The sequence below is a fragment of the Type-F symbiont of Plautia stali genome (assembly GCF_059731105.1).
Genome location: NZ_AP035909.1, coordinates 2,919,098 through 2,935,416, shown reverse-complemented (window position 1 = coordinate 2,935,416; position 16,319 = coordinate 2,919,098). Strand labels below are relative to the sequence as shown.

General features: G+C 54.5%; 19 protein-coding genes. 9 read left to right on the top strand and 10 right to left on the bottom strand.

The features are described from left to right. Positions 1-404 precede the first annotated feature (404 nt). The 9 genes from AC6I7A_RS13940 (at position 405) to AC6I7A_RS13900 (ending at position 12,495) form a co-directional block, all read left to right on the top strand. On the top strand, positions 405-1,613 hold the full coding sequence (locus AC6I7A_RS13940; protein WP_058956739.1) for a KPHS_23130 family T6SS system protein: 1,209 nt from the start codon (positions 405-407) through the stop codon (positions 1,611-1,613). Further along, positions 1,610-5,089 (top strand): ImcF-related family protein, encoded by a 3,480-nt coding sequence (locus AC6I7A_RS13935; protein WP_058956740.1) that lies wholly within the window; start codon positions 1,610-1,612, stop codon positions 5,087-5,089. Before AC6I7A_RS13940 ends, AC6I7A_RS13935 begins: the two co-directional genes overlap by 4 nt. After that, a complete protein-coding gene (gene tssA, locus AC6I7A_RS13930) occupies positions 5,089-6,684 on the top strand; it encodes a type VI secretion system protein TssA (protein ID WP_058956741.1) in 1,596 nt (531 codons plus the stop codon). Before AC6I7A_RS13935 ends, tssA begins: the two co-directional genes overlap by 1 nt. 42 nt (positions 6,685-6,726) lie before the next feature. Next, positions 6,727-8,481, top strand: a complete 1,755-nt coding sequence (tssF, locus tag AC6I7A_RS13925) for a type VI secretion system baseplate subunit TssF (protein WP_058956742.1) — start codon at positions 6,727-6,729, stop codon at positions 8,479-8,481. Then, positions 8,445-9,530, top strand: coding sequence for a type VI secretion system baseplate subunit TssG (gene tssG / locus AC6I7A_RS13920; protein WP_058956743.1), 1,086 nt, complete (start codon positions 8,445-8,447; stop codon positions 9,528-9,530). Before tssF ends, tssG begins: the two co-directional genes overlap by 37 nt. Then, entirely contained in the window at positions 9,508-10,053 is a 546-nt protein-coding gene (tssJ, locus tag AC6I7A_RS13915; RefSeq protein WP_058956744.1) for a type VI secretion system lipoprotein TssJ, read from the top strand. Before tssG ends, tssJ begins: the two co-directional genes overlap by 23 nt. Next, a complete protein-coding gene (gene tssE / locus AC6I7A_RS13910) occupies positions 10,053-10,508 on the top strand; it encodes a type VI secretion system baseplate subunit TssE (RefSeq protein ID WP_046102306.1) in 456 nt (151 codons plus the stop codon). Before tssJ ends, tssE begins: the two co-directional genes overlap by 1 nt. 14 nt (positions 10,509-10,522) lie before the next feature. Further along, the gene (locus tag AC6I7A_RS13905; RefSeq protein WP_058956745.1) at positions 10,523-10,993 is read left to right on the top strand and encodes a hypothetical protein; all 471 of its coding nucleotides are present in this window, start codon (positions 10,523-10,525) and stop codon (positions 10,991-10,993) included. Between the two features lie 116 nt (positions 10,994-11,109). After that, positions 11,110-12,495, top strand: coding sequence for a VasL domain-containing protein (locus AC6I7A_RS13900; RefSeq protein WP_058956746.1), 1,386 nt, complete (start codon positions 11,110-11,112; stop codon positions 12,493-12,495). Positions 12,496-12,851: 356 nt separating this feature from the next. Here AC6I7A_RS13900 and AC6I7A_RS13895 read toward each other — a convergent pair whose 3' ends face one another. The 10 genes from AC6I7A_RS13895 to AC6I7A_RS13850 all read right to left on the bottom strand — a co-directional run bounded on the left by AC6I7A_RS13895 (position 12,852) and on the right by AC6I7A_RS13850 (position 16,290). After that, on the bottom strand, positions 12,852-13,052 hold the full coding sequence (locus AC6I7A_RS13895; RefSeq protein WP_058956747.1) for a helix-turn-helix transcriptional regulator: 201 nt from the start codon (positions 13,050-13,052) through the stop codon (positions 12,852-12,854). Between the two features lie 97 nt (positions 13,053-13,149). Next, complete coding sequence (locus AC6I7A_RS13890; RefSeq protein ID WP_058956748.1) at positions 13,150-13,458, bottom strand: hypothetical protein; 309 nt, start codon at positions 13,456-13,458, stop codon at positions 13,150-13,152. A 42-nt stretch (positions 13,459-13,500) separates the two neighbouring features. Continuing rightward, positions 13,501-13,824 carry a hypothetical protein gene (locus AC6I7A_RS13885; RefSeq protein WP_058956749.1) on the bottom strand — a complete coding sequence of 108 codons (324 nt, stop codon included), beginning with the start codon at positions 13,822-13,824 and terminating at the stop codon, positions 13,501-13,503. Further along, positions 13,821-14,033 (bottom strand): hypothetical protein, encoded by a 213-nt coding sequence (locus tag AC6I7A_RS13880; protein WP_058956750.1) that lies wholly within the window; start codon positions 14,031-14,033, stop codon positions 13,821-13,823. The genes AC6I7A_RS13885 and AC6I7A_RS13880 overlap by 4 nt, the downstream gene beginning before the upstream one ends. Further along, positions 14,030-14,299 carry a DUF5405 family protein gene (locus tag AC6I7A_RS13875; RefSeq protein ID WP_058956751.1) on the bottom strand — a complete coding sequence of 90 codons (270 nt, stop codon included), beginning with the start codon at positions 14,297-14,299 and terminating at the stop codon, positions 14,030-14,032. Before AC6I7A_RS13875 ends, AC6I7A_RS13880 begins: the two co-directional genes overlap by 4 nt. Before the next feature lie 61 nt (positions 14,300-14,360). Beyond that, complete coding sequence (locus tag AC6I7A_RS13870; RefSeq protein ID WP_058956752.1) at positions 14,361-14,630, bottom strand: hypothetical protein; 270 nt, start codon at positions 14,628-14,630, stop codon at positions 14,361-14,363. A 165-nt stretch (positions 14,631-14,795) separates the two neighbouring features. Continuing rightward, positions 14,796-15,035, bottom strand: a complete 240-nt coding sequence (locus AC6I7A_RS13865; protein WP_058956753.1) for a DNA polymerase III subunit theta — start codon at positions 15,033-15,035, stop codon at positions 14,796-14,798. 30 nt (positions 15,036-15,065) lie between these two features. Next, the gene (locus tag AC6I7A_RS13860) at positions 15,066-15,575 is read right to left on the bottom strand and encodes a hypothetical protein (RefSeq protein WP_058956754.1); all 510 of its coding nucleotides are present in this window, start codon (positions 15,573-15,575) and stop codon (positions 15,066-15,068) included. Then, positions 15,575-15,853, bottom strand: coding sequence for a hypothetical protein (locus AC6I7A_RS13855; protein ID WP_058956755.1), 279 nt, complete (start codon positions 15,851-15,853; stop codon positions 15,575-15,577). Before AC6I7A_RS13855 ends, AC6I7A_RS13860 begins: the two co-directional genes overlap by 1 nt. Then, positions 15,850-16,290, bottom strand: a complete 441-nt coding sequence (locus tag AC6I7A_RS13850; RefSeq protein ID WP_058956756.1) for a hypothetical protein — start codon at positions 16,288-16,290, stop codon at positions 15,850-15,852. Before AC6I7A_RS13850 ends, AC6I7A_RS13855 begins: the two co-directional genes overlap by 4 nt. Positions 16,291-16,319: the final 29 nt, after the last annotated feature.

The window sequence follows — 16,319 nt, the reverse complement described above, 5'->3', positions numbered from 1 at the left end:
CTTAGGATGAGAGAAGACTCCAGCACCCGATTTCAATTTCAAGAATGACAAATCCCTTCTGAAATACATGATAGGAAAATGGAAGTCTATTTCCACAACAAAAATAAATTAAATCATATGTTTTAAATTTGTAAATCAACTGACGGTTTATTCAGTTTATCGATATTTTAAAGGTGGGGGTTATTTAGAAGGGTTCTTTTTCTTTCTATGATTTCATTAAATGCTTGCTCGGTTGATGTTGAACTTATTGAAGATGACACAATGGGCATTTTATTGTGGTTAGAACAGACTTTGATTCTGTGAGCGGTAATGATTTTAAATTATGCACTGGGCATAATTCATAGCAAGTCAAAAAGTATAGATGACTTTGATCATTTAGAGAATTAAGTAAGCAGGAAATAATCATGTCATATACACTTAAACATTTGCCAGAATGCTACCCCAGACCTAGATCTCTAAAACTTTCACGTTGGCTTATTGCTCTGGTTGCCATGCTTTCGGTCAGTGTTATATCAATGCGTATATTTGGGCGTTATGTTGAAAATCTGTATTTTTGGAAGATTGCTTTAGGTGTGCCTATAGTTTTGTGGAGTGTTCCGTTTGCTTCTTGTCTGCTTTTGTGGGCATTGCAGGATAGCAAAGCAAATGCTTTCGACAAACAGCGAGAACAATGGATTCTTCGAGAAACCCGTAAGGCACGTCGTGCACTGCAGGTGCTGAATGCAACATTCATTACCGGCCACTCATCAGTTGCTCAGAAAGATACAGCTATTGCGATGCAAAATAACGATAGCATTATTGTTTCGCAGGTCGACCGGGATGGTTATGAAAGCTCCAGGATGAGCCAAATTTCTTCCAGCCCGCAGGACTCGCTAAAATTCGTGATAACGAATATTTTTTCGAAGCTGATTGCTGGCATTCCTTTCGCACATATCCCTGACAAAGTACCACTTGTGGTATTTTTTGATGTAACAACATCGCTGCCTCTGGAGAGTATTCGCCATTACTGGGATGAGACCTGGCATAAAAACAATATTACTCTTCCTGTTGAATATGGTGAGGGGAGTGGGCTCAGTGTAATCGACCGCTGGTTGAATGAACGTATTAAAGATCAAGCGGTGTTACTGATTGTGGGTCTCCAGTTAAAGCCTGCCGAATCTGACAACACAGCTGAAGCCGGTGTAGCACTGCTTCTTGGCAACCGCCTGACCCAGGAGGCTCTCGAACCTCTCGCGTTGCTGCACCGGCCAGATGCTGCTCCAACCGGTGAGCTGAGGGAGGGGATGAACATGGCTGCCTGGAACGTCCCGCTCAAAGAAAACATCGTCAAAAATTTATGGCTTGCCGGGCTGACGGGTGAGCAGCGTGCAGAAGTTATTGCGTGCCAGAATGCGCACCCTGCGCAGTTTGTAGAGGACGAAGCCGTCATTTCGCTCGATACATCTATGGGACATGCCGGTGCCGCGGCCCCCTGGCTGGCTATTGCTGCCGCCACCGAAATCGCCCGACAAACTCAATTACCACAGATGATTATCTGCGGTGATACCACACAGAATGTGCTGTGGAGCACGCTCATTACCCCGATTGCTTCCCGACAGGAGATGGATCCGTGAAGCTACCTTTAGCACCGAAGACTACGGAAGGCCGCTATCTTGCTGTCGCAGTTATTTTCTTTTTGCTGTTAGCCGTTATGACGTTCATGGTCTGGAAACACCCGGATATAGCCGGGATGGAAGGCGGCAGTCAGCAACAAATTTACTGGCTTATCGCCGGCGGATGCATTTCAGGCTGCGCCCTTATCGTATCCGTAGTGCTTCTGGCGGCGGCACGCAATGCCGGTAAGCAGGAGTTTAATGCGCTTGTTGACAGCATCAACGGTGATGATGAGAAAAAAAAGCGGGAAAATGATAAAGCGCCTGTTCACCCTGCGGTGGCCATGTGTAACAAGATTCGGGTTCATCTCTGCTCCCGTATTGGCCTTTACTGGCGTCGTAAAACCCGTCTGTTGCTCATCACTGGCGATGAGGCGGCAATCGAACAACTGGTGCCCGGCCTGCAACAGGAGCAGTGGCTTGAAGGTAACCGTACCGTTCTGATTTACGGCGGTAGTCTGATTGCTGAGCCCGATAAGGAAAAATACTCCGCACTGCGTAAACTGCGCCGCGGACGTCCGCTGGACGGGATTGTCCGAATTATGCCGCAGTCGTTTAATCTTACCCCGCAAATCAGCGACAACGACCTACGCGGTCTGGAAAAGATCAGCGAACTGCTGCGTTATTCCGCCCCGGTTTATTTATGGCAGTTGTGCGACAGCACCTGGTCGCAGGCTAAACGCCCTGAACAGACGGTTGGGGCTACTTTCCCGCTGCGTGCCCAGCCTGACGACATTACCCGCCAGCTTGAACGGATGCTGCCAACACTGCGAAACCAGGGAATGAGTCAGGTCGCTGAGAACAACAGCCACGACTTTCTGCTGCGACTGGGCCAGCACCTCAAAAACGGCGGTATCGCCCGCTGGGCTCAGCAGCTGGTGCCATGGCTGGCAGCCTCCCAGCAGCGCATTCCGCTGCGTGGCCTGATGTTCAGCCTGCCGGAGTATAAACCTGCTGAAACGTTTGAGGGTGAAGCTGTTGCATCTGCCGACCCTGATAAATATGTTCCCGAATTACAACGCCACGCTCTGAGCCTGCCAGTAACCTGGCAGGGCATCGTGGATGACTGCGTCCGTGTTCGTGGCCGCCGCGTCGGTATGGCGTGGGAACAGACACTTGCCTGGACGCTGATGGCCCTCATCGGTATCTGGGGCGCAGGAACGCTGCTGTCTTTCGCGGTCAACCGTCAGCAGATCGTTTCTGTTGCCGGGCAGGCGCATGCCCTGGCAGAACATCCCTCTGTTTCGGATGACCAGCTCACGGCGCTGCATACGCTGCGTAATGACGCCGGCCGCCTGAAGCACCGTATTGAAGACGGCGCACCCTGGTATCAGCGCTTTGGTCTGGACCATAACCCGCAGCTGCTTGACGCGATGCTGCCCTGGTACGGCGTGGCAAACAACCGCCTGATACGCGACCCGGCGAATCAGGCGCTGATGCAGAAACTCAGTGCGCTGGTGAATTCAGCCCCCAACAGTGACCAGCGCGCTGCGCTTGCTAAACCGGGTTATGACCAGCTTAAAGCCTGGCTGATGATGGCTCGTCCGGATAAAGCCGATGGTGCCTTTTATGCGCAGGCTATGAAAACCGTGCAGCCGGCGCGGATAGGTATTTCAGCCGGCCTGTGGCAAAGCCTGTCGCCGGATTTGTGGGCGTTCTATATCTCCGAACTGCCAGAGCAGCCACAGTGGAAAATCACGCCGGATGCGCAGCTGGTGAGCCAGAGCCGCCAGGTGTTGTTGCAGCAGATTGGACGGCGTAATGCTGAAAGCACGCTGTACCAGAACATGCTCAAATCCGTGCGGCGTAACTTCGCCGATCTCTCTCTGGAGGACATGACCGGCGGTACCGATGCCCGTCGTCTGTTCACGACTGAAGATATGGTGCCGGGCATGTTCACGCGCCAGGCCTGGGAGGGGGGCATTCAGTCCGCCATCGAAAAAGCGGCAAATTCCCGTCGGGATGAAATCGACTGGGTGCTGAGTGATTCCCATAAGTCCGTCTCAGCCGATCTGTCGCCGGAAGCCCTGAAAGCCCGTCTGACGCAAAGGTACTTCACCGACTTTGCTGGTCGCTGGCTGAGTTTTCTTAACAGTCTGCACTGGAACCCGGCAAACAATATCGCCGACGTCACCGACCAGCTGACGCTGATGAGTGATGTCCGTCAGTCGCCACTGATTGCCCTGATGAATACGCTCGCCTGGCAGGGACAGACCGGTCAGCAACGCGAAGGTCTGTCGGACTCGATCATCCAGTCGGCTAAAGAGCTGGTGGGCGGCAAAGATAAACCGGCGATTGACCAGTCGGCGGCAGGCCCGCAGGGTCCGCTGGATGAAACCTTTGGCCCGCTGCTTCAGCTGCTGGGTAAAAACAAAAGCAGCAACGTCATGTCCGCTGACAACTCCCTGAGCCTGCAGACCTGGCTGACCCGTATCACGCGTGTGCGTCTGCGCCTGCAACAGGTGGCCAGCGCCTCTGATCCGCTGGAGATGATGCAGACCCTGGCGCAGACTGTATTTCAGGGTAAAAGCGTGGATCTTAGTGACACCCAACAGTATGGCAGCCTGATTTCTGCCAGCCTGGGTGAAGAGTGGAGTGGGTTTGGTAACACGATGTTTGTGCAGCCGCTGACCCAGGCCTGGGAGACCGTGCTTCAGCCCTCAGCAGCCAGCCTGAACGATAAGTGGAGTCGTTCCGTTGTCGCAAACTGGCGCACCGCCTTTGACGGGCGCTTCCCGTTTACTGCGAGTAAAAGTGATGCCTCCCTGCCGATGCTGGCTGAATTCGTGCGTAAGGATAGCGGACGTATTGAGCGCTTCCTGACGACGGAGCTCAGCGGTGTGCTGCACAAAGAGGGCAGCCAGTGGGTGCCGGATAAGATTAACAGCCAGGGCCTGAGCTTCAACCCGGCCTTCCTGCGTGCGGTTAACCAGCTGAGCCAGCTGTCGGACATTCTGTTTACCGATGGCAGCCAGGGCATCAGCTTTGAGCTGCAGGCGCGTCCTGTACCGCAGGTGGTGGAGACGCAGTTGACCATTGATGGGCAAAAGCTGCATTACTTCAACCAGATGGCCGACTGGCAGAGTTTCCGCTGGCCGGGAGAGACTTACAGGCCGGGGACGATGCTGACCTGGACCACCGTCAACGCCGGAGCGCGCCTGTTCGGAGATTACAGCGGGACCTGGGGCTTTATTCGCTGGCTGGACCAGGGCAAACGCCAGCAGCTTGACCGCAGCCAGTGGATGATGAGCTTTACCGCCCCGGACAGTCGCACTCTGCAGTGGGTGCTGCGCTCACAACTCGGCAAAGGTCCGCTGGCACTGCTGGACCTTCGCGGTTTCACGTTGCCCGACCAGATATTCAGTGTTGACAGTACGGCCACCGCGCAGGCGCTGATGGCCAGTACCGGAAACAGTGACAGGGAGGGTGTCGAATAATGAGCACACTGCAGAATCTGGTTGCCGCCTGTCAGGCAGACGAAACTCAGCTGCGACAACAGGCGCAGACGCGCATGGAAAACTGGCAGGGCTGGCTTACGCCAATAAGTGGCAGCAGTCTGACCGGTGAAGACCCGGGATATGATGATGATTTTCAGCGTATCCGCGAAGAGGTCAATAAGCTCACCGGGATCGATACCGGGCTGATATGCACGCTTGCCGAGAAGTTACTGATCACCGGGGCGAAAGATATTCGGGTGGCGACGTATTACTGCTGGGCGCGCCTGCACCAGTATGGCGAGGCTGGCTTTGCCGAAGGGCTTGAACTGCTGGCGGGATTACTGCAGCGCTTCGGCATGCAGCTTCACCCGCAGCGGGATCGCAGCCGCAGGGCCGCGCTCGAATGGCTCGGCGGCACCCGTGTTCTGGACAGTCTGTCATTGTATCCGGAGGTCGTCCGCGAGGATGCACAGCGTACCGCCGGGGCGCTGTTGCTCATTGCTGACAGCCTGGAGAGAGAGCCGGAGGCGTCACGGCCGGCGCTGAATGCTCTGTACAGCGCGCTGGAATCCCGCCTGATGAAGGCCGGGGGTGTGGATGCCGTGGTACCTCAGAATGTCAGTAACAAGAGTCAGTCACAGACCTTACACGCGACAGAGCCTGACGCGCCGATACTGAGCCGCATTACCTCTGGTCAGGATTTACTGGCTCAGGCGCGCATCCTGACAGGGTATCTGCGTGAACAGCCCGGTGGCTGGCTTGCGGCGCATCGGCTGATGAAGAGTCTGCGTCATGACACGCTGAACACTATTCCGGCCCCGGATGCTGAGGGGAAAACGCGCATCGAACCGCCACGGGCTGACCAGCGGGCCATGCTCAAACGGCTATATCTCCAGCAGAGCTGGCTGGAGATTCTGGAACAAGCGGACAATACCTTCTCGCGCGGTGCCAACCACCTCTGGCTGGATTTACAGTGGTATATCCACCAGGCCCTGATGAAATCAGGGCAGGATGTACTGGCCGAGATCATCACCGCAGACCTGAAAGGGTTGCTGCGCCGCCTTACCGGGCTTGAAACCCTGGCCTTTAATGACGGAACGCCGTTTGCTGATGAAGTGACGCTGAACTGGATAAACCAGAGCGTGCTGGACGATATGTCCGGCTGGCGGAATGAGCCGGTCAGTGCCGGTGAGACAGATAACGATATTCTGTCTCTTGAGCCGGAAGCGCTGGATAAAGCGGATAGTGACGGTCTGGATGCCACACTTCACTGGCTGCAGACCCGCCCGGGCACTGACACCACAAAAGACAAATGGTTGCTGCGTCTGTTGATGGCCCGCGTAGCAGAGCAGAAGGGCAAAAATGAACTGGCCCTGCATCTGCTGGGTGAGCTCGATAGTGCCGCAGAGTCCATTACCCTCACGCAGTGGACGCCGGCACTGCTGTTTGAAGTGAAATCACGCCGCCTCAGACTTCTGCGCATGAAAGCCACACGCAGTGAAACCGATAAATCACGGTTAAAGCCAGAGATGGACCAGCTTCTTGCAGGGCTGATTGCGCTCGATCCAGCCAGCAGTGCAGTGCTTTGCGGGTAAAAATCCCTCGCATACCTTTAATTCACACTTATTCAGGTTTTTATGGATGATTTAACCCTGCGTTATTATGACGCTGAAATGCGCTACCTGCTGGAAGCCGGTGAAGAGTTTGCCCGTGCGCATCCCGAGCAGGCAGCAATGCTCAATCTCGACAAGGCAGCTGCACGTGATCCGTTTGTGGAGCGCCTGTTCGAAGGCTTTGCTTTCCTGATGGGCCGCCTGCGGGAGAAGCTCGATGACGACCTGCCTGAACTGACCGAAGGCCTGGTCAGCCTGCTTTGGCCGCATTACCTGCGCACCATTCCGTCGATGTCAGTGGTGGAATTCACCCCTGACTGGCGCGAAATGAAAGAGCCGATGCGAATCGTCAAAGGCTTTGAGGTGAACTCAAGGCCGATCGGTGAGAAGGGCACGCGTTGCCGCTACACCACCACCAAAGCGATCACCCTACAGCCACTGTCGCTTGAGCACGCCCGCCTGTCGACTGACTCTGACGGACGTTCAGTTATCAGCCTGCGCTTTAACTGCAGCCACCTTGCCGACTGGCGTCGTGTCGATCTCACTCAAATCCCGTTCTATTTTAATGCCGACGCGCCGCTGGCCTGCGCCATGCATGAAGCTTTTACCATGAACATGGCGCATCTGTGGTTGCGCATGCCAGGCGATGTGGACAGAAAACCGCTGGACGGCTATTTCGCTGCACTGGGCTTTGGCGATGATGACGACCTGTGGCCGAAGGGGAGCAGCAGTTTCAGCGGCTATCAGCTGCTGCTGGAGTATTTCACCTTCCGCGAGAAGTTCATGTTTGCGGGCCTGCGTGGGCTGGAAACTGTCGTCTTTCCGGCTGAGCTCCCCTGGTTTGAAATCGACGTGGTACTGGCGGAGCGCTGGGAGCATGACTTCAGCTTTACCGAAAAGCATCTGCGCCTGAACTGTGTGCCGGTGATCAACCTGTTTCCGCTGGAATCTGACCCACTGACGGTCAACTCCCTGCAGACCGAATATATGCTGCGCCCGATGCGCGTTCAGGATGGCCATACCGAGATATACGCGGTGGATTCTGTGATGTCATCAAGCCAGCATACTTACGTGCCGTTCTCAAGCTTCCGTCATAAAGGCGGCATGATGCGTCATGAGGCGCCGGAATATTATTACCACACCCGCGTGCGACGTGGCCCGTCCGGGCTGCATAACACCTGGCTTGTCCTCGGTGGCGAAGCCTTTGATAACCATACCGTTCCGGAGAATGAAAGCCTGTCTCTGACGCTGACCGGTACCAACGGCCAGTTACCACGCCGCGCGCTACAAAGTACCGTCCTGGATACGGTGATGAAAACCACCTCAGCCAGTATTGCCGTCCGCAACCTGTGTGCACCGACATTACCCTGTTACCCACCGGATCAGGATCGCTTCCACTGGCGCGTGCTTAGTCACCTCGGCAGCGGCTTCCTGTCGATGATGGATAATGCCGACGTGCTGCGCGGCACCCTGGCGCTGTATGAGTGGACGGACAGTGAGATGAACCGCCGTCGTCTGGAGGCGATTATCGACGTGAAGCATAGCGAAACGGAGCGCTTCGAACAGGGCTACCTGGTGCGCGGCGTGCAGATTGACGTGACGCTCGACAGCCACGGCTTTGCCGGGCGCGGTGACATCTGCCTGTTTGGTGAGATGCTGAGTCGCTTCTTCGCGCTGTATACCGATATCTATCTGTTCAACCGCCTGATTATCATCCTGCAACCGACCGGAGAGCGTCTGGAATGGGAAGAGAAGCACAACCGCCGTATTCCCGGCTGACCCCACGGCTGGAGGCTGACCTTAACCGGATAAACTTTTACCGTTTCTGCCAGCTACTGGAGAAGCAGAACCCGGGCAGGCCGCTGATAGGTTCAACCAGCCATCCTTCTGACGATCCGGTGCGCTTTGCGCCGCATCCCGGAATGGGCTTTCCGGCTGGCGAACTCAAAGCCGTCGCGTATGACGAAGAGAATGGCAGCAAACCACCGCTCATTCGCACCACGTTTATGGGCATGTACGGCGTGGATTCGCCGCTGCCGACCGCCTATCTCGATGACATCGCCCAGTGCCGGGAAGGGCATGAGGCGCTGCAGGGCTTTCTGGATATCTTCAGCCACCGCATCCTGACGCAATTTTATCGCATCTGGCGTAAGTACTCGTATCCGGCCACCTTTGAGCCAGGCGGTACTGATGCGATTTCGCAGTCGCTGCTTGGCCTGGTGGGGCTGGGTATTCCCGGGACGGCAAAGCATATTGCCACGCCGGTGTCGCGCTTTCTGGCGCTGCTTGGTGTACTTCGCCAGCCGGGAAAAACGCAGGAGGGAATACAGGCGCTGGTGACGCTGCTTGCCCCGGATACGATCGTCAGGGTCAGCCCATATTGCCTGCGTCCGGTGGAAATCAGTCAGCCATTAGGTTTTTACGGAGACGACGATTTTCTGCTGGATGGCAACACGCCGCTGGGTGACGAGGCGATGGATGCCAGCAGCCAGCTGCTGATTGCCCTGTCCACCGAAAACGAACAGGAGTCGCAGGGCTGGAAACCGGACGGTCTGCTGTATCAGGACTTTCTGGTGATGCTGCGTGTCTACCTTGGCTGGCGTTTTAAGGCAAAAATCACCCTGACCACCCGAACCCGACTGCTGGCCGCGCCGCCGCTCGGCGAAGGGCCTTTCTGGCTGGGGATGAATGGCGTGCTGGGCGCGGAAGACGAAGCCCTCCCGGACGATATCCCGCAGACTTTTACGACAGAACTGGGCTATTACACCGGCATGAAGCCCGCCACACCACAACAAGGAAACCGACGTGTTACGTACAAGTTTAACTAAGACCGCGCGCTGGCTGTTACCCCTGCTGACATTCAGTCTGGCGGGCTGCGGGGTGACGCAGGGCATTAGCGATGGCACCAAATCAGCATTTAACGCGGTGTTCTACAAAAAGATTAAGGTGCTGCACCTGGATTTCACTGCCCGTGAGGCGCTTAACACCGACTCCAGCGAGAGTAATTCGCTGTCTGAGCCGGTGATTATTCGTGTCTGGCAGCTGAGAGATCGCAAAACTTTCGACAAAACGGTTTACCAGCAGTTGCTGAAAGAGGGGGAAACCATTCTGAAAGCTGACCTGCTGGCGAGCCGTGATGTGGTTTTGAAGCCGGGCGGTGATGCGGACCTGAATATGCCGATGGAGGCCGATGCGCAGTTTGTCGCGGTGGCTGGGCTCTTCCGCCACCCGGACAGGGTTAACAACAACTGGAAGCTGGTGATTGAGCGCGAAGATCTTGACCCGGATAAGCCGCGCATTCTTGAAGCCGGTAACAACCATCTGACGCTGAAACCGCTCAGGGATGACTGATGCCACAGGGAAACAATACGCCTTCGCTGTATGAAATGCTGACGGGCAACTTCACTGGTGGCCTCGATCTCCATCAGGTCAGCGAGGAGAACCAGCTGATTCTGTCCGTACTGGACAATATGCAGCGTATCCTCAACTGCCGTGCCGGTACGCTGGCGCATCTGCCCGACTACGGCCTGCCGGATATGACCCGAATCCTGCAGGGCATGCCAGGTACTGCTCATGAACTGATGGGCACGCTTTCGACGCTGCTGCTCAGATATGAGCCCCGCCTGAAAAAGATAGACGTTGTTCTGCTTGAGCAGCACGTGCCCGGTGAACTGCGCTATGCCATTGATGCAGAGCTGAAAGGCGTCGGACTTGTCCGCTACGGCACTGAGTTTATGCCCGAGGGGCGGGTGCTGTTGAGGCACCTGAAGCAACAGCACTATCTCGACACCACAACCCGGATCTGAGGCCAGAAAGCACCATGTCTCTAAAAACACAGTTCCTCAAAAAACTGCAGGACAGGCAACGTGGCCCGGTCTCATTTACCTGTAAAACGCAGGCTGATATAGCGGCATTCCGCCTGCGAATGACACAGCTTCAGGAGCAGATGGACATATGGCTGACAGATACCGGCCTGCATGTTGAAACGCAGGCCGTGTCCGTCACGGACCTGCTGGTCGGGGGCGGAGCATTTGAGATTGCCAGTATCGCCCTTTACATCAACAACCGGTCTGTAAACTTTGTGCCGGTCTTCCTGTACGGTCAGGGCGTAACAGGATGCGTGGAGGTGACCTTCCGGAATGGCGTGCAGGTGACGCCATTGGGACGACTATTCATGCGGTCAGTTTCGGTGAACGACTGGACCTTTGCTCCGTCTGGTGATCTCTCCCGTTCCGGGGAGGGGTTTAACGAGAGCACATTTTTTAGCCTGATTATTGCGCTCCTGCAGTAGCGTCTGAGGCTGTAAAAGAGTGCGTGATTTTTAAACCTGTTAATTGCCTGAAATCCTCCCTGCCATTTAAACGAACATCTTTCATCCCTTCAGATATACCCAATGGACAACTGGTCATGAATGACACTTCCCCGCGAAAAATCAAAACCGGCGGTGACCCGCGCACGCTGCCGGATTACAGCGCCCTGCGTGATGAACTCGGTAAGCTGACACATCCGGCGCGCCCGGATGTGAACTGGCAGTATGTTGAAAAGCTCTGCCTTTCACTGTTTGAGCAGAACGGCGTGGAATTGCAAACGGCAGCCTGGTATACGCTGGCGCGTGCGCAACTGGCTGGCTTATTCGGGCTCAATGAAGGACTGACGATAATCGAGGCCCTGTTCAGACATCAGTGGGGGGCGCTGTGGCCTCAGCCAGTCCATGCCCGTATGGAAATCCTCAGCAGTCTGAGTCAGCGTTTGCAGCAACGAATGCGTTCGCTCCCGTTAAATTACAGCGACCTCAGCCAGCTCTATCGAGCGGAGCAACTGCTTACCAGACTGGGAGAGGTACTGCAGCGTCTGGAGCTTAAACATCTGAGCCAGCTCGATACGTTGCGTACTCAGATGCACATGAGTGCTGTCCGGCTGGAAAACAGCGATGGCACGGCCAGCACCGCGCCGGACACTCAGCCAGATATCGTATTGCCTGCCACCGTGATGAAGGAGGCGACAGCCGCCTCAAAGGAGCCTGCCGGTTGCCGGTCTGATGATGCTCAGGGCAGGGCAGTGAAGTGGATAGATGTCGCGCAATCGGAACCGCAGCCGAAAGTGGACGTGCTGGCCGCTGCGCCCGTCCCGGTTAACAGATGGATATTCTTTGCTGCCGGGATGTGCGCCATGCTGATGATATGCATGGCGGCAGGGTGGGGATGGCATTCTCTGAACCGGTCCGAACCCCTGAAGGTCCGGTTTGCCGCATCGCTGGCACCGCTACCTTCACCGCTTGCGCCGGAAGATCTGGATCGGTTACGTCGGCAATCGCCGCTACCCCAGTCTCTCATTACACAAACGGAGCAGCAGCTGGCCCGACTGGACAGATTGCCTCCTGACTGGAGTATGGCCTACAGCCGGACACTTACAGAGCAGGCTCAGGCGCTGTGGCCGGAGCAGGGCAAATCCCTGGCAGATCAGTGGCAGCAAAACCTTAACGCGGCCGTGTTGTCGCCAGAACAGCGCAATGGCTGGGATCAGGGAATGACAACGCTAAAAAATCTGAGCAACAGGCTGAACGGGCTGGATCAGCAGAAAGGCAAATACATCACGGTGAGTGAGCTGAAATCCATCGTTTTTACTGCAATGCACTCATTTCACAAATCGATACCCGCTGAAGAACAACTGCGCGTACTGTCTCAACAACCGGCTGGTGCGCCTTTGCCTGCCGCAGCCCGCGCACAGCTGGAGATGCATCTGAAACAGTTAACAGCCAGCTATGCTGAAATAAAACAGAATGCAGCAGAGTAGTCGCAGGCGCGAAAATGCGCTGTGATTAAGTCCGCTATAAGCATGGCGACCGCGATGCAGTCAGCGCGGATGAATGTTCTGCAGACTCTGCTCAATGCCTGCCCGAATGACATTCCGGAAATTGTATTACCGGGTCAGACTCGTTGCGTGACGAAACGTCATGGACAGCATTCTGACCAGATTACCCGTGAGGATTTATCGCGCCGGTAAAAAGCAGGTGTTGTAATGCGGGCAGGTGTAAAAGGGAGGGCAGATATTGTCCCCTGCAAACACCAAATACGATGCGCAGGGGTATGATAGTAAATGATTTATCTGGATGTGATTTTTATAATGCCCGCAAATGTGCCCACAAAGAGTCACGCGGCGGACTTCATCGACTGACCGCAGGACTGTTTCCAGCATTTGTAATCTTTGTATTCCCAGCGAGATGACCGGCCGTATTTTTTCGGCGGTGGCAGATTGCCTTTCTGGATTTGCTTGTAGAAGTACCGATCGGTGAATCCAGAATCGCTTACCATGAACTTCATGTCAACAAGGGAATCGTCGCGTAATTCCATATCTACTCCTTATACGGCCAGCGCAGAGCCAGCACGATGCAAATTAAAAAGGCGAGCCATATGAGGAACTCGCCGGGGGAGATGTCGTGGATGGTGTTCATGATGGCGGCATAATGGAGTTCATGCTTGCAGCCAGATCTGATCGGTACTTTGATAGGTCTCTATCGAATTCTTTAAAGGGAAGGCTTTTCCTGCACCTCTGCAACGTGTACCCACAACGGGCCATGTACCAGAGAAAGGTATCGACGACGTAGATATGACCGTCACGTGCATTACCATTCTCGTTCGCATTCTGGATTGTGTTGTGCATGGCCTTGAACAGGTCTTTCTGGTTATGGAAGTCGCGGAACTCAGGCGGCATGTAATCACCGCTTTTTAGCCAGGCATAAAGTGGATCATCAGACATAACAACTCCTCACGCAGAGCGCGATAGTGAATAGGGTGGGAGTTACTTGAGGGTGATGTGGGGGACTTTGCCAGTAGAGATCGCTTCATAGAGCCAGCGGGCCATTGCTTTGTGATTGCACCCGCTACGATATTCCACCACCTGAGATAGCGCTTCGATTGCGCTTTCATATCTGAGCTCAACTTCGTTCCGAATGGGGCGGAATTGACACGAATGCGTTTGCCAGCAGATTTCTTCTTTTGCTTGGAGAATCACATGAAAATCGGATATGAAAACAATTTTGCATGGCATCCAATCCAGCGCGCGCTTAACTTCACACTCGCACCCCACAGGCGGCAGGCCTTCTCCATTCCATTCAATGCTCATGCAACCCTCCTTTGCTGCTTAGCGCGCTCAATGCGCTCGTAGTCGCTGCGGCAATCCTCATCGCAGAAACATCCCGCCGTCACTGCCTCTTCGCAGTAATAGCAGGCACCGGTAAACAACATTTCTGGATGCTTTCGGTTAGCCAAGGCAATCTCAATCCTCTGCTGCTCGCGTTGTGCGGCTTCATCTGCTGGGTCTGGAAAGTTCATGCTGCCACCTCCGTAAATGCCTTCTCACACCAGATAGAGATGTAGGTAATCTGGTCCTGCATTTCCTGCAGGGTCTTCGCTTCGCCGGTGCGGATTTCGTGGTTAATCAGTGCACGGATGAGGTGCTCTAATTTCGAGTAATAGCCGAGGCGCTGCTGCGTTTCCTGACCGGCAGTTTTGCCATGCTTAACGACGTTCTTCACGTAAAGGATGAAGTCGCTGGCACCACCTTCTATTGTGTATTTGTCACCGATTTCGATATGCATTTTGGTTTCCTATAGGCAATAAAAAACCCCGCCGTGGCGAGGTTCATTGATGGGTAAAATTTTATCTGTGCTGCTGTCGGTGCTCTTCTATGACCTGGCGAGCTACGGTGGGATTCTTCTCATGACGATTCACGTAATACTCAAATGGATCTGATATCCCCATCTGCGATACCCGTTTGTCATGCTCTTCGCGAAGCCGCTGCTCTATGTATGCCACGACATCAACCTTCCCTGACCTTGATAACTTAAGGGCTTCCGCCTTTACCTGCATGTAAAATGGAAGATTGTTGTTTAGGAAATCGGAAACATCGATAGCATAATAGTCTTTCATGGGCTTCACCTGATCAGGTCCAGAGAATAATTAACCGCAATTTGGGCAACATTAGTTAATCATTCGACAACCATCATGACTACCTGGACTCCTCTCAAATTTGGTTTCGATACCGTAATAATTGTCACCAACTATTCCTGCGAAATCCTTGATCAGCCTTGACGCTTAGCTCTCATTTTTCTGATAAATCGGGTCAGTGCCGCGCGGGAACTGCAGCGAAGCATTCCTATAATGCTGCAATCTCTCCCTGAAATACTCCCTCATCGCTTCAGGCTGCTGCATCTCCACCTCATGCGGGATAACAGGCATATTCATACGCTCCTTGTATGCGACTCCTGACGCGGCTAAATCCACGTTAATCCTGTCGCGCTCTTCTCTGCTGCGTGCTGCTAAGTTGTGTGACATGGCGATGTCCTCCTGTGGGGAGTATATCGCTTATTCGTGCAGGGAGGGTGCTGCGGCTAGCAATGCCTGATATCTACGCTTCATCGCCACTTCTTTAAACCGCTCATCCAGCCAAATCTCCTCCAGCATCTCTGTTGTCGGCTCAACCGGCACCAGCTTCCAGCCATCAGGCGCGAGCTCCGCCAGGTTGATAGCGGGCGCGGTGCGGGTGAATAGATTGATAATCCGCCGGGGGTCTGCGTTAGGCGTTACCGGGTCGACAGTGAACAGATATCCGCAACCGTGATTCTTAACGTCCCGCAATTCCTGATCGTCTGTCCACGCCACGGGCGGCTGCTTCTGCAGCTCTGCCAGCTTCGCCTCAGCTGCTTCTGCGCGCTGTGACAGGTGTTGCCAGACTGCTCGGGCCACATTCATATCCCACGACATGTAATCGTTTCCATCACCGTTCTTACAGCGGCGGCGGTCTATGGATTGCTCAAACCTTTCCGCCATAAATTCTTCGAACTCTTTCCGTCTGCTATCACTTAACTTTCCCATTATTCGATCACCTCATAGCCTGCTGCGCGGATGGCCTTAATATCGTCATTACGGATATTGCACATGCAGGTAATTTCATCGTGCGTGTAGCCGATTTGAATGATTGGCTCCAGCTTAACCGGCTGCGTGGTCAGGGCGGCCAGTGCAATCTTAATTAATGACAACTCCATCTCGGTGTCTTCATCAAAACCGAAAGGTATGTCATCGCGCGCCGCTTCAGCATCAGCTATCCATGATTTGGCGTGTTCAATCAGCGCCTGCTTCTCTTCGTTTGTCATGATGTCTCTCCTGCGCGGAGTTGGGCGGCGAAATCCTCGGCCCGGCATGCTGTAATGCGATGGCCGCGCTGAATTGTTGGGTCTGTTTCTGAGTCGGAAATTACGCGCTGATGATGCGCGAACGATGCGACAGCATCAGCCCGCACAGAGTTGAGGTAGGCGGCGGTGGCTGGGGTTGGTGGCATCCAGTCTATAGCAGGGACATAAACTGATTTTTCGGCAGCGCTATTCCAGTTACCTTCACCCTGAACTACAGAGCACTCTTTCAGGTATTCCTTCTGCGCCGCATTCTCAGCCGCCAGCGCGTCACGCTGTGCTTTGAGTTCGGCTATCTGCTTTCTTAGTCCATCGCCGCAGCTATGGGAGCCACTCTGTCCTCTTCTCCACGAAAATCCACAGTCGCAGTTAAAATTTTCACCAACTTCATTTACGTTCATTCTCTTACCCCTTATGCCGCTGTCAGGCT

What these genes read in the sequence shown, in the direction of transcription:
- AC6I7A_RS13890 (WP_058956748.1), bottom strand. Translation starts at nt 13,458, where the DNA reads ATGTCTGATGATCCACTTTATGCCTGGCTAAAAAGCGGTGATTACATG.
- AC6I7A_RS13875 (WP_058956751.1), bottom strand. Translation starts at nt 14,299, where the DNA reads ATGCATATCGAAATCGGTGACAAATACACAATAGAAGGTGGTGCCAGC.
- AC6I7A_RS13865 (WP_058956753.1), bottom strand. Translation starts at nt 15,035, where the DNA reads ATGTCACACAACTTAGCAGCACGCAGCAGAGAAGAGCGCGACAGGATT.
- AC6I7A_RS13905 (WP_058956745.1), top strand. Translation starts at nt 10,523, where the DNA reads ATGTCTCTAAAAACACAGTTCCTCAAAAAACTGCAGGACAGGCAACGT.
- tssE (WP_046102306.1), top strand. Translation starts at nt 10,053, where the DNA reads ATGCCACAGGGAAACAATACGCCTTCGCTGTATGAAATGCTGACGGGC.
- AC6I7A_RS13895 (WP_058956747.1), bottom strand. Translation starts at nt 13,052, where the DNA reads ATGGAATTACGCGACGATTCCCTTGTTGACATGAAGTTCATGGTAAGC.
- AC6I7A_RS13870 (WP_058956752.1), bottom strand. Translation starts at nt 14,630, where the DNA reads ATGAAAGACTATTATGCTATCGATGTTTCCGATTTCCTAAACAACAAT.
- tssF (WP_058956742.1), top strand. Translation starts at nt 6,727, where the DNA reads ATGGATGATTTAACCCTGCGTTATTATGACGCTGAAATGCGCTACCTG.
- AC6I7A_RS13940 (WP_058956739.1), top strand. Translation starts at nt 405, where the DNA reads ATGTCATATACACTTAAACATTTGCCAGAATGCTACCCCAGACCTAGA.
- AC6I7A_RS13860 (WP_058956754.1), bottom strand. Translation starts at nt 15,575, where the DNA reads ATGGGAAAGTTAAGTGATAGCAGACGGAAAGAGTTCGAAGAATTTATG.
- AC6I7A_RS13855 (WP_058956755.1), bottom strand. Translation starts at nt 15,853, where the DNA reads ATGACAAACGAAGAGAAGCAGGCGCTGATTGAACACGCCAAATCATGG.
- tssG (WP_058956743.1), top strand. Translation starts at nt 8,445, where the DNA reads ATGGGAAGAGAAGCACAACCGCCGTATTCCCGGCTGACCCCACGGCTG.
- AC6I7A_RS13885 (WP_058956749.1), bottom strand. Translation starts at nt 13,824, where the DNA reads ATGAGCATTGAATGGAATGGAGAAGGCCTGCCGCCTGTGGGGTGCGAG.
- AC6I7A_RS13900 (WP_058956746.1), top strand. Translation starts at nt 11,110, where the DNA reads ATGAATGACACTTCCCCGCGAAAAATCAAAACCGGCGGTGACCCGCGC.
- tssA (WP_058956741.1), top strand. Translation starts at nt 5,089, where the DNA reads ATGAGCACACTGCAGAATCTGGTTGCCGCCTGTCAGGCAGACGAAACT.
- AC6I7A_RS13850 (WP_058956756.1), bottom strand. Translation starts at nt 16,290, where the DNA reads ATGAACGTAAATGAAGTTGGTGAAAATTTTAACTGCGACTGTGGATTT.
- AC6I7A_RS13880 (WP_058956750.1), bottom strand. Translation starts at nt 14,033, where the DNA reads ATGAACTTTCCAGACCCAGCAGATGAAGCCGCACAACGCGAGCAGCAG.